General features: G+C 45.5%; 9 protein-coding genes and 1 pseudogene. 6 read left to right on the top strand and 4 right to left on the bottom strand.

The genetic code is table 11. The features are described 5' to 3' along the window. Positions 1–103: 103 nt before the first annotated feature. The 4 genes from IQ268_RS26065 (at position 104) to IQ268_RS26050 (ending at position 6,057) form a co-directional block, all read left to right on the top strand. Positions 104–2,326, top strand: coding sequence for a helicase-related protein (locus IQ268_RS26065; protein ID WP_193885340.1), 2,223 nt, complete (start codon positions 104–106; stop codon positions 2,324–2,326). A 672-nt stretch (positions 2,327–2,998) separates the two neighbouring features. After that, a complete protein-coding gene (locus IQ268_RS26060) occupies positions 2,999–4,264 on the top strand; it encodes a DUF1998 domain-containing protein (protein ID WP_193885339.1) in 1,266 nt (421 codons plus the stop codon). A 95-nt stretch (positions 4,265–4,359) separates the two neighbouring features. Continuing rightward, positions 4,360–4,812: a phospholipase D-like domain-containing protein gene (locus tag IQ268_RS26055; RefSeq protein WP_193885338.1), complete on the top strand. Its 453-nt coding sequence runs from the start codon at positions 4,360–4,362 to the stop codon at positions 4,810–4,812. Positions 4,813–4,935: 123 nt separating this feature from the next. Then, positions 4,936–6,057, top strand: a complete 1,122-nt coding sequence (locus IQ268_RS26050) for a hypothetical protein (RefSeq protein WP_193885337.1) — start codon at positions 4,936–4,938, stop codon at positions 6,055–6,057. 476 nt (positions 6,058–6,533) lie between these two features. Here IQ268_RS26050 and IQ268_RS26045 read toward each other — a convergent pair whose 3' ends face one another. The 3 genes from IQ268_RS26045 to IQ268_RS26035 all read right to left on the bottom strand — a co-directional run bounded on the left by IQ268_RS26045 (position 6,534) and on the right by IQ268_RS26035 (position 9,189). After that, a complete protein-coding gene (locus tag IQ268_RS26045; protein ID WP_193885336.1) occupies positions 6,534–6,956 on the bottom strand; it encodes a hypothetical protein in 423 nt (140 codons plus the stop codon). 35 nt (positions 6,957–6,991) lie between these two features. Continuing rightward, positions 6,992–8,806 carry a DUF262 domain-containing protein gene (locus IQ268_RS26040; RefSeq protein ID WP_193885374.1) on the bottom strand — a complete coding sequence of 605 codons (1,815 nt, stop codon included), beginning with the start codon at positions 8,804–8,806 and terminating at the stop codon, positions 6,992–6,994. 119 nt (positions 8,807–8,925) lie between these two features. Beyond that, entirely contained in the window at positions 8,926–9,189 is a 264-nt protein-coding gene (locus tag IQ268_RS26035) for a hypothetical protein (protein WP_228035741.1), read from the bottom strand. Between the two features lie 606 nt (positions 9,190–9,795). Here IQ268_RS26035 and IQ268_RS26030 point away from each other — a divergent pair. Then, positions 9,796–10,002: a hypothetical protein gene (locus IQ268_RS26030; RefSeq protein WP_191132070.1), complete on the top strand. Its 207-nt coding sequence runs from the start codon at positions 9,796–9,798 to the stop codon at positions 10,000–10,002. 1,070 nt (positions 10,003–11,072) lie between these two features. After that, complete coding sequence (locus tag IQ268_RS26025; protein WP_193885334.1) at positions 11,073–11,450, top strand: hypothetical protein; 378 nt, start codon at positions 11,073–11,075, stop codon at positions 11,448–11,450. 752 nt (positions 11,451–12,202) lie between these two features. Here IQ268_RS26025 and IQ268_RS26020 read toward each other — a convergent pair. After that, positions 12,203–12,337, bottom strand: a pseudogene (locus tag IQ268_RS26020) (transposase); the annotation flags it as partial. Positions 12,338–12,431 lie beyond the last annotated feature (94 nt).

Raw genomic sequence — 12,431 nt, 5'->3', positions numbered from 1 at the left:
CATTGCTAATAATCCGAATTGGGAAACTGAGTTCGGTAATGAGTTTGATAGAGATTTTCAACAGTATGAAGATGAAATTCGTCGTTTTCGTCGTGGTTGCGAATTGATTCGGACGAATCCGGACGTAGAGTTAGCGTTTCGATTGACCAATGAAGCCTTTCAGCGATTAGGTAATCACCCTCGACCAGAAAAGCGAAAAGAAAGTTGGCGGTTGTTTCAGATTGTCTTCCTAATCAGTCAAATTCCTGGTATTGCTGCGTTAGCTGATCAGAGTAGTCCCGATATAGCTGAACGGGAAATGGTAGATATCATTTACTTCCCTACAGGTGGCGGTAAAACCGAAGCTTACTTGGGCACGATCGTCTTCCATTGCTTTTTTGATCGTTTGCGCGGGAAAACGGCTGGTGTTACAGCTTGGACGCGCTTCCCTTTACGACTATTGACACTCCAGCAAACTCAGCGGATGGCAGATGTAATTGGCGTTGCTGATTTAGTGCGAAGGGAACAGCCAGATCTTCGCTTAAGTGGTCGAGATGTCGATAATTTTGCCGTTGGCTACTTCGTCGGAGCAGAAGCCACCCCTAATGAACTTGTCAGTCCAGCTTATCGTTACGCAAACCCTAAAGATTCAGTTGCCTGGAGTCAAGCTAATGATGGGAATGCTCGTCAGCGGTGGAAGCGGGTGATTTCGTGCCCGTCCTGTCGTACTTCGACGGTACAAGTAGATTTCGATTCCAACGCAACACGCATTATTCACCGTTGTACTCAGCCCAGTTGTTCTTTTCCTAATGGTGAGATTCCCATCTATGTGATCGACAATGAAATTTACCGTTACTTACCTTGCGTAGTTGTAGGAACAATTGACAAACTCGCTAGTTTGGGTAACCAGCGTAAGTTGTCTCAGGTATTTGGGCAAGTCGATGGACGGTGTACGCTGCATGGCTACTACAAAGGTAAATGCTGCCAAAAAGATTGCTCTGGAGGGCAACTACTTCGACCCGGAAGACCACGAGGGCTATCGGGTCCCACTCTCTTTGTTCAGGATGAACTGCATCTCCTCAAGGAAGGTTTAGGAACTTTTGATGGACATTATGAAACCTTTACCCAGCAGCTCCAGCAGGAGTTTGACCCAAGCTCCCCAGCCCTGAAAGTTATTGCTTCATCTGCGACGATCGAAGCCTTTGAGCGGCAAGTTGAACATTTATATGGGAGACGCAATCAGGCAAGAATTTTTCCAGGTCTTGGACCTAATTTACAAGAGTCTTTCTATGCCCAGACCCGTGATTACCCGTCTAGATTATTTGTGGGAATTTTGCCTCACAATAAAACGATTTTCAACACCATTCTGGAACTCATTGAGTTCTACCACCGTGAAACTCATCACTTAAAGAGTCTTCCAGCAGGTCAACCCAATCCCTATGGAGGAATCTTGAGTCCCGGTAGCCCGGAATGGCATCGTCTGATGGACTTTTACATCACTTCCCTGACCTATTTTCTGGCTAATCGTGAACTTGATTCTATCCGAGTTGATCTAGATGGGGATGTCAATCCCAATTTGCAGCCAGACCTGGAATTGGAAATTTCTCAGTTAACAGGCGGTACTAGCACCGATGAAGTAACCCGCATCTTGGAAAAACTGGAGCAAGCAGCCATCTCAAACTCAACCGCTGATACAGTATTGGCAACCAGCATGATCAGCCACGGTGTGGATGTAGATCGCTTCAATGGCATGATTTTCTATGGAATGCCTCGCCAAAATGCAGAATACATTCAAGCCTCTAGCCGGGTTGGGCGCTCCCATGTTGGAATTGTTTTTAACTGTTTACACCCCGCAAGAGAACGAGACCAGAGTCATTACACCTACTTTGTAAAATTCCACGAATTTCTGGGGCAGCTCGTTGAACCTGTAGCAATTAATCGTTGGGCGAAGTTCAGTGTAAATCGCACCTTACCAGGTTTGTTCATGGGTGTACTACTCCAACTCATTGCAAACCGCTCTGGAGCAAACAATCCAAACAGCTACTATATGCTGGATTTTGTGAAGCAGGAAATTACTAGGGGTAATTTGGATATCAATCAATTTATCCCGATCTTGGAGAGAGCTTATCTCGTTCAAGCAGTTGGATCAGTTAGTGAACAAGCTTTTCAGGATCAAATTCGGCTACAAGTACAGCAGTTTCTGGATCAAATTATCAGTGCTGGTTCAGGAGAAAAGTTTATTTCAGGAGTTCTAATTCCTCAACCAATGACGAGCTTACGGGATGTAGATGAGCCAATTTCTATTGAACTAGATAGCAATGGAACTCAATGGGCAGCAAGGTCTTAAAAGGCACAGGTGGAGGAATTTATGGGACGTAAAATGAACCGTGGCAAGCAACAGGTACTTTTTAACTACCTGCCCGGTCGGACATTTGATTTCGAGGGTGGTGTGATTTCCCGTATCAGCCGAATTCGTGGGTTACAGCGCAATGACTTAAATCTGCAAGTGTTGTTAATGAAAATTCAGGAGGAGGCAAGAGGTTGGGATGAACAATTTCGTCCGGGTCTGCCAGATAGGGTTCTGAGTGATGCTAGCCGTTTTGTGTTGTTAGAACCCAAAAATGTAGATGCTGAATTGTTTCCAAAGGTTTTCTGGTGTGATAACCGCTCATGTGGCAGAGTTTTTGACTATAGCAACCGTGATGATTTACCCCGACAAGTGACCTGCTCGGTTTGTCGCACTGGAAAATTAGTGCAACTCCGATTTGTCAAGATTCATCATTGTGGAGCATTAGAACCACTAGCGCCCCCTGTCTGCCAGCAATGTGGAAGCTCTAATCACATGATGCTGGATACCCGTGGAAGTGAGCGAATCTCTAATTTCCGTTGGGTATGCCGTAATCCGCAATGTAATGGCAGAAGAGTGTCCTTGTATCCTGGTTTGTGTAGGGTTTGTTATCAGCCGAACAATGCTCAGCAGCCGAACAATGCTCAAGCAGCAAATAGGAGAGAGAACGAAATGAGTATTGAGGTTCACCGAGCAGGAAGAACCTACTATACTCAGACGACAACTCTACTCAATATTCCACGCCGTCAACTTGATGCGTTTTTCAATTTATCGGACTGGGGGGGTATAGCTGCTGCAAAGTTCTTTAGAATCACTAACCGTCCTTTAGAAGATTTCAACCTATCTGCTTCTAGTCAGCAAACTACTCTAAATCCTGGACTATCAAATGACGATTTAACTGAGTTGATGAGCCGACAGGCACGCGGAGAGTTTGCAACTCCAGAACAAATGGCTGTTGCTTTGCAAGAGATGCAGCAGAGAAACCAACAAAGCCAACAGCGACACGCACCAGACGCGATCGCCCAACAACTTGTCACCCAAACGGGAGTACCCCTAACAACTTGGCGGCAAGCAGGGCAGGAAATCTTGGAAACCATCATGCCTCTGGAGAATGGGCGACCTAAAAAGCTGCTTGAACTACCGCCAACCACGCAGGAAATCCAAAACGCTCAAGTTGCCCAACAAACTGCTCAATCAATGGGTCTGTCCCAATTAGATCTGGTGACGGATTTTCCCATGATCGTTGCTACCTACGGCTACACTCGTGCTGAAACAACCCCCAATCGATGCCGCTTAAATCCTTTTCCCCCAGAACGAGATCATGGCGGTAAGCTACCTATCTACGTTGATGAAGTTCAAGCCGATGCCCTACTGCTCAGCCTCAATCCAGACAGAGTTTATAGCTGGCTCCAGCGTAATGGTTATCAGCCAACTGTACCTAATGGTAGCGACCCCAATCTGGCTCGTCGTGCTTACTTTGTCCAACTGTTCGAGGATGTGCCTCTACGTGAGACCTTGCAGGGTAATCGACCTGAAGCCCGAATGGTCTTTGGGCTACTTCACACCCTCAGCCATCTCTGCGTTCGCCAAGCCGCCTTGCTCTGCGGACTCGATCGCACCAGCCTATCAGAGTACCTCCTACCTCGAACGCTCACCTTTGCAATTTACTGCAATCACCGCTTTGGAGCCACGATCGGCGCATTAACCGCCCTATTTGAACAATCCCTGGCAGAGTGGCTCAATGCTGTGCGAAATGCTCGACGCTGCGTATACGACCCCGTTTGCCGAGAACGGGAATCTAGCTGCCATGCCTGTACCCATCTTGCTGAAACCAGTTGTCGCTTTTTTAACCTGAATTTGGGACGCTCATTCCTATTTGGCGGTCCGGATTCTCAACTTGGCAATATTCAGGTTGGCTATCTTGATCCTTCCCTTTAACTCTCCATCAAGATATGCCAGATTCTCAAGTTCAACTTGTCATCACCGTACCAGAACCCTATGGGGCGGCTCTGGCTCACCGAATGCGGTGCAGAATGACGCTGGGAGTATTGACTCAACTACTCGCGCAGTCAAAACGGTTCATTGTAATTGCTGCACCTTTCATGCAAGCTGGGTATGGCCTATCTAATGGCCCTTTGGCAGATGCTCTACAAGCAGCTTTGCAACGTGGAGTGAACGTGGATATTGTCAGTACTGGTCGAGGACTACAAACTATAGATGTAGCTTGGTTAAGACAAGGTGCCCAGGGAAACTTAAGGCTTCTTCAACCAAGAGAGAATATTCTCGATGAACAGCGGTTGGGGTCTCACGCAAAGTTCTGCGTTGTTGATGGGCTATCGGCGTATGTTGGTAGTGCAAATTTAACAGGACCCGGACTAGGTAGGAATTTAGAGATGGGGCTGTTAGTACAAGGCGAAGTAGCAAGACAAATCGAGGAATTCTGGGAATATTCCCTTGAAATAGAACTATTTACAGTTATGCATTGATTGATGCACAAAATGGAGGAGAATTATATGCAATTTAATACCCTGATTTGTAAGTAACTGCTAATTTTAACTTCGCTTTCCCTTAACCAGGATAGACTACAAACCTATTGAAGACTTTGATGAATGATTCGTTCTATCGAAATTAGAGTTGATTACGCTAACTGGTTTCCAGTCAATATCCCATTACAAATTTTTATTCTAAGAGGAACATGGCAAGCAAACGTGCTTGTTTCACTAATTTATACTGCTCTTTGGACTCGTCCTCCTGTAACTTATGGATTTCACTTAAGTGATTGTTGGGCTTGGTTTCGATACTATATAGCAATTTCTAATGTCCCTGCTTTGAAGCTACGTGGGGAATGGGAAACAATTGATCCTCATCAAAAAACTATTCTTAGCGATGAACTAAGCATAGGTTTTACAACACATCTACTCATTGAGAAGCTGGAATGTTTGTGGTTTGTAGATACTTTACACCTTGTAAAACTTTTTCCTAAATATTTCAATCTTGGAAAATCGACAAAAACGGGACCACGCAAATCTCCAGACTATATTGGCTTCGACACTAATCTAGATTATTACGTTTTAGAATGTAAAGGAACCCAAACATCATATAAGGCACTTCAAAAAGCAGTTACTGGTGGAAAAATACAAAAACATAATCTAAGCGTTAATCCCACAAAACTCAAATACTCACTAGTTGCAGGACTGTTCATTGCACAATGGTCTAGTAATGAAAGTTCGTGTATCTCTATCGGTGATCCAACATGGGAGGAATTGGAGGAGTTTTTAAACGAATATTCTGAGGATGACATCAACACGGCTATACTACAGCTTGCTCTAGCAAAACATTTATCCCTGATAGGTTTAACTGGCCTAGCTCAAGTACTAGCCGAAACACCAACAGATGATATCGAGCTATCAGAAGCAGCACGTAGTGAAATAGACAGATGGCTAGAAACTTCATCAGAAGAGGAATTTAGAGTTTTATTTGATACGCGAGCTGTTTTCTTTCGGTTTTCAAGTATTGAAACACGCTTTCCGGAGGGACGTTTTCTAGTTAGTAGCCCAGATTACTTACTCGTTGAATTACGTGACAGCCAAGCAGTTGGAGGACTTTTAAGGGAGCTGTACAGGACATTGTTTAACTCGCAAGAGAGTTTACTCTGGAGTTCATTTTCTGATGAAGTTAGTGCTGTTGTAACTTCCCCACTTGGATTTAAGTTTCGGCTAGAATTCTTCTAAGCATAGCAACTCTGGCTAGTGAAAGTCTTCTCAACAACTCGCATAAACAGTTGATTATGACGAATTCAAGAATAAACTCATGTTTCAGACCTATATTTGCTATCAGCTTCTTGAGTTTTGCTTCGAGGTACATATAACAGATACAGAACAACCTCGTAGCGTCCCTCAGCTTCGAGTGCTCTCAGATCCTTGAAATATTCTAAAGTGTCCTCATCTAAACAGATCTCCCCTTCTGCAAACGATCGCTCTAAAACATCAAATGTCACACGGCATAACCGTTTCTGTTCTAATGCCCAAATTTGCAGCAACCAACTTTGAACTTTCAGCGCATGTTTGTAGGGCAAAATTTGCCGAAAAAGCAAGAATTTATTCCAGCCTAGTAGTTGAGCCAGAAACATCGAAACATAAAAATATCGTTTACATGGGAATCGCAATGAATGCCTCTTAAACATGAGTTATACAAGATCCTTAGGTGGCTATCTGCGTTTACGACTTATTACCCGGGTTTTGGACAAACTTGATCGACGAAGAGTGTTGATCTGTTTGGCTTGTTCAGTGTGTAAACTAACTAACTGGGCAATACAACCAACAAGCTTCAGTGTCATTTCTACTTGATGAGTTAAGCTCAATTGCGCTCGATTTAACTGCTCCGCTAACTCGTAGCACTGTCGCCTCAGATCTTCCATGAATGTGGGCGATGTCACTTCTTGGCTTGGTGGCAGGGTCAATGGCACATCTTGTGCGATCGCCTCCACCAACAGCAAGTACAAGCAGAGGATTGCCTCTTCCGCTAACTGCATCGTTTGCGAAAAGTGCCACCGCATCGATTGATTGCTATCTCGGATGTTTTGCGATCGCTCCAGCAACGCAACTCGATAATCGTTCAACGATTGAGACATGGAAAAACACTCCGTCTAGAGGGCAATCGCATTCATCAAGCACTTTCCCGTTGTGCGGGCGAGGAGGTAATTTCAAGCAAGTTATTAGCAGGTGCTTTTCCCATTGCCCGATTGACTAACTCCATCAAGGCTTGAGCACGCTTGTTAAGAAAAGCATCAAAGTCATCGGCTCGTAATGTTTCGGGTTCGATCAAGTGCGATCGCAGAATCTCGTCCATCCGCCGCCGGCTAATTCCCTCCGCCTCTAATGCCCGTAGATATTGGCTGGGAGCCTTGCCACCAATTTTCTGATTAGACAAACGTGATAGAGGAGTCAAATTGACGAGACTGTTGTAGCGATCTTTGTCAATTCCCTGTTTTTTGCAATACGCCACCGGAAAAATGTGATGACTGTCAATCGGATCATTGAATAGGTTAATTTCTGCCAATGCCTCTCCTGCCGCAAAGTCGATCGCCCCATGTTTTCGCAGTAGCGCATTGATTGCTTTGTACACAGCCCCATGTCGCCGTCTAACCATCAGCAATCGTTCAACTTGCAGATGTGCCATCTGAATGGTGTTCGGCAACTCACCCCCCTCATGCAACCAAGCAGGAACCTGCACGATGTCTTGTGATGCTCGACGTTCATGCCAGGATGTATAGAGGGCAGCGCAGGCACCGCACCAAAACCACTGCTCCAACTTGGCACGGACTCGATCCTGTGGGTAGCCCACGACTGACAAGATGGCAGCCAGCGCGACCAGTTGGATCTGATAGGGAAGATCCTCAGCCGTCTGCACTTTTTGCCCATATAAAAACCGTGCGGCTTCTTCATACCCGACAATTACTTGATCCGCATATTTCTGATAGTCCGCCAGCGACAAATCCAACACTTCTGCTCGACCACACGCAACAGCAGGGAGTTTCTGAGTTGACACACCTGCTGCGATCGCCTGTTGTCGTTTGTGATAGGTAGCTACCAGTGCCACACAAGCGAGATAGTCCGTTTCCTTGACGGTCTGTAATACCCGCTGCTGCCTGAGTCGTTGCTCCCGCTTCACCCAATCGTCGCGCAGTGAAAAATCCTGACTGGCAAAGCAAGCAGTTGCTAGATCAAAGAAATTGAGTTGTTCGCTCTGGGTGTTGACCTTCTCAAACACTCTGCATATGGCAGTTTTAGGTAATCCAGGTTTGAGTCGAATGACTGGCACCTGAAAGTGTTCAAATCGTTTAATGACCTCGCGCTCAAAGCGGTCGAGCAGTTCCAACTTTTCAGGATTGTACTGCCAATACTTCGAGTACCCCTGACGCCAAGCCGTGTAGCTGAATACCCGAGCGAGGGGAAATAACCCCAATTCGTATTCCTGCTCGGGAGTAGAGCAATTGATAGCAGGGTTTCCTGCAAAACCAGGGCGAACCCGACGGTTATTAAAGCTTAGAATCGACTGTTCTCGTTCAACATCAGGATCCAGAGCTTTGTCGATGGCGATGTAATACCAGCGATCGCTCATTTTGCCATTCCGCCGGCTCTGCACCCGTACAGGACGATTGGAAAACAAACACATGAAAAGAGCAGTGCAACGTTGTTGACCATCCAAGATCAACTCTGTCGGCGTTGGCACCTGTTCCAACTGCACTCCTTCGACCAATCGTGAACACACTTTCCAGGAACCATGACTGACTTCCTGCAACAAGATGCCGCCGATCGGCCATCCCTGACTGACACTTGCCAGCAAGTCAATCACTAGGTCATCGTGCCAGCAAAAGCTGCGTTGCAGATCGGGGAGTTGAATAAACCCCTGCTGAATTTTTAGAAGCAAATCCGGCAGGGCTTCCTTAGACAGATCGAAGGCGGAAATGGGTGTGTTCATCGCTGCCATGTAGATGTGGGTGTATCGGATGTTGGCAACGATAGATCGGTTGTACTGAACAAACAAGGTCTTTCCAGAAAAAACCGACAATTGTCGGAAAGATCCAGAACTAGTTACGGCTACTCACTTGGGGGATAAAGAATCGCCCGATCCGCCTCCGATAAAGGGCAAATAATGCTCCATAAGTCCGGTGGAATATGGTGATAGCACCGCAGCAAAAAATAGAACTCACTCAATCGGCGAAGGTACACCTCTTTGACCATTTTGGGTTCTTGCCCCTGACTCATCCACCGCTCGATTGTCCGGGTTGTGCAGCCTGCAATAAAAGCGAGTTCTTCATACGACAAATCATATTCACTCTGAAGTTGCCGGGGATGCTCCAAAGCTAGACCACAGTTGACATACAGCCGAAACAGGGTTCTTTCTTGTGGACCGAAAGGTCTAGGTCTAGGTGTACGACTCACTGAGAACCCTCCCAGGTAGTCGAGGAAGTTGAGTTGGTGTTTGATGTTCGTAGTACCTCGATGTCATCTTCCCCTGCCCACTCCGCTACAACCCAAGAGCGGGAAGGACTATCGGAATCCAAAAACACTAAATAGAGCCAACGCCAACTCAGACATACCTGTTCTGTCTTCCCAAATGGCACAAATGCTCGCCCAATGATTGTTCCCCTGTCTGTCAGCTCAGTGGGAGGAATCCACTGACAGCGGGATCCGATGTCGTATTTAGGAACCTCTAATTCTTGAGGCAAACATTCGGATAAATTGACTAACTCCAGGTCTTTCACCCGCAAAGACACCAGATTCCAATGACCCCGAGAAGGTTGTGAAGATGAACTAGGTTCCATAAAAAGCCGATTCTCAAGCAATGGGGATTGCTAGAAGTATAATTTGCAAATTTGTCACTTTTGCAAATTTGCAAAAACTTAACATTTTCAAATGACGTGGGAAAATGACCCATGTGACTTCATGTGTTATTACCCCGCAACCTTGGCTAGCAAAGCAGAAGATCCAAACTACATTCAGGTGAGAGGGCATGTCCAAAAGCGCATAGCCCGCAGGTTTAAGGCTATCTGTAGTGAAAGAGGTATCGACTTCGGGCAGGGGATGGAAGAGGCATTTCTTCCCTGGATTGAGCAGCAGGAAAAACTCCTCCGAGAAGAAGAGCTAGACTCCAAAGACCAGCCGCAAAGCTAGTCAAGTTTTCGATGAGTAGTAAAAGGTGGAATTTCTAGCTTCCTTGAATACAAGCTTTTTGCTTCCAAGTCTTTTAGGGTTTTCCCCCTTAAAGCTCCCCATCTCTTGATCTGGAGGAGTTTTGAGGCCGCATAGTAAAGCTCTTAAATCCTTATTAGACTTCTAGGTAGGCAGGGTTAGATTCTGCAAGTTTAGAAAGACCCTTGCCCTAAAACGTCCTTCAAGTCTAGCATCTAGAGTTTATAGCTTTTATACCTGCCGGGAGAGCATCACTTCCTAAATGTTGCAAATTCCAACTCGACCTCCAGTCCCTCTAACTCCTGCCAGTCATGTCAACCCTTCTAAGTTGTTAGCCAGTAGCATTCTGCATTCTCTAAAAAGACCCTAGTCCTGAAGAACCTGCCAGATAAGGAGTACAGCTATTTTGACCATCTCTTTTCTAGAAAAACTCCTTGATTTTCTCTAAAAGACCTTGATCTTCTAGTCTTCAAAAGCCTTATTCCGCCAATTCTAACAATTCCAAAGACCTGAAAGCCTCTTTTGATGAGCTTTTTGGGTCTTTTGCTACAGATGTCCTCAGCAAAGACCTACAATTTAAGAAGAAAAAGGGTTATCGCTGGGTGAGATTATGGACTTGGCACTCTAGAAGGCTGAAACCTAGTCTTTTCGGGGCTTTGAGCATTCATCAAAAAGATGGTTCTCAAACCCAACTTCCAAATAGCTTGCCCTGATGTACTTGATGCGAACTTCCTGTGGAATAATATGGTGGCAAAAGTCAGGAACTTCAAGCCAGTAAAGGCAAACCTTAAGCGGCACGGGCATTAAGTAGCCTTGGGGGTTCTACGCGGAGTCCAAAAGATAAGCAACAACCCAAAGCCAAACCGTATTCGATATCTGAGGAAGATCTGCCTCCTGCTCTAAAAGAACAACTCAATCAACTAGAAGACTTCTGGATTAGCAACGAGAACTCTGGACGGCGGGAAGAACCAATCCAAGAAAAAAACTATAGAACCTACAGGAAGCATCTTCTAAGTTTTCTGGGGTGGTTAGCCCACATCCGGGCAACAGACTTGCAGAAGATCAGTCTTGAACATTTGACTGATCAAGCATTATTGGCAGAGTTCGTTAGTTGGGGAATGGAAGAGCGTGGAAATTCGCTTGGTTGGGCATTGAATGTTGCCCAAGCAGTTACCTTAATCATGGAATGGTGTGTGCAGACCAAAGGCAAAAATTCACTGGGTACCGCCCAACTGCGAGGATATATCGTAGTACTGAGGCGACAGTACAACGCAGAGTTGGCAGCTAAGAAAGTTCAACGATCTAGTTCAAAAGGAGAGGAGACCCAGCTGACAAGCGAACTTTGCCAGAGAATCACTGAGTACCTGCGCCAGGACTGTGTAGAAATTCAATTCGGCAGTAAAAAGCGATCAGAAATTGCCCTTCTGTGATCATGATAATGCATGTCGTTACGGCTATTGCTATGGCTTACCAATCCGATTAGAAACCTTATGTCAACTTAAACCAGTGCATAATTTCACCCGCGAACCTGATGGTTCTTGAACAATCCTGACAATAATTCAATACAAAACTGGTTGTTTTAGAATACTCATTGCAGTGTTGTCGAACAGGGTGAGATAAATCCCACTCTGTAAGATTTTGAGGAAATAGCTAAAGTTGTAGAAAAATTTATTCCTGAACTCTTCGTTGACTAGAACTCGGACGGCTGACCCCCGTTGCACCCGAAACCACAGGCCATCTGGTGGCGATCGCCCTCTAAGTAATCCTGAAGAAATGACTTTGAAGGTACTAATCTACGTTGATACACGAAGCTTGCAACTAGCTACTCCGCGCCTCTATCACCATTTGGCTTTATAAACACTGCCCTCAATATGAGGTTGTCAGCACTGTCTTATATTGAGACAGCCTAATAGAAGCACAGTCCAAAAAACTGTTGTGAGTCCAAAAAACTATTGTGAGTCCAAAAAACTATTGCAACTTAACAGGACTAGCAATAGTTAAGTGGACTAGCAATAGTTAAGTGGACTGCGTAATAGTTAAGTGGACTGGAACACTATGAGAAATGCATGAAGAAAAGTAAAGAGTGCCGTAAAGCCTAATCTTCAATAGGACAACGCAGATTCAAGTTACAGCCACAACCAGTTAGCTTAGAGGACGTTTGAAAAGGAATTGGAAGTGAGATTTAAGCCAACCGCTTCACCATGATACGGATCATGGCAAGGTAAATGAATGTCTCTGAAGTGGCTGGCAATTGCTCATAATCTCGCACCAATCGCCGACATCCCATCAGCCAGCCGAACGTTCGCTCCATCACCCAATCACAATACCGCGCTACACTTCAAGCAAGGATCTTCGCCTATTGTCAGTATTGAAGGGTTGCTGCGGTTGGTTGCTTTGGTAACGCAATACCG

This window comes from Oculatella sp. LEGE 06141, assembly GCF_015207605.1.
Taxonomy (GTDB): Bacteria; Cyanobacteriota; Cyanobacteriia; order Elainellales; family Elainellaceae; genus Oculatella.
This window is presented reverse-complemented; position numbering and strand designations above follow the sequence as displayed.

Coding starts and splice junctions, on each gene's coding strand:
- IQ268_RS26055 (WP_193885338.1), top strand. CDS start 4,360: ATGACGCTGGGAGTATTGACTCAACTACTCGCGCAGTCAAAACGGTTC.
- IQ268_RS26050 (WP_193885337.1), top strand. CDS start 4,936: ATGATTCGTTCTATCGAAATTAGAGTTGATTACGCTAACTGGTTTCCA.
- IQ268_RS26060 (WP_193885339.1), top strand. CDS start 2,999: ATGAGTATTGAGGTTCACCGAGCAGGAAGAACCTACTATACTCAGACG.
- IQ268_RS26040 (WP_193885374.1), bottom strand. CDS start 8,806: ATGAACACACCCATTTCCGCCTTCGATCTGTCTAAGGAAGCCCTGCCG.
- IQ268_RS26045 (WP_193885336.1), bottom strand. CDS start 6,956: ATGTCTCAATCGTTGAACGATTATCGAGTTGCGTTGCTGGAGCGATCG.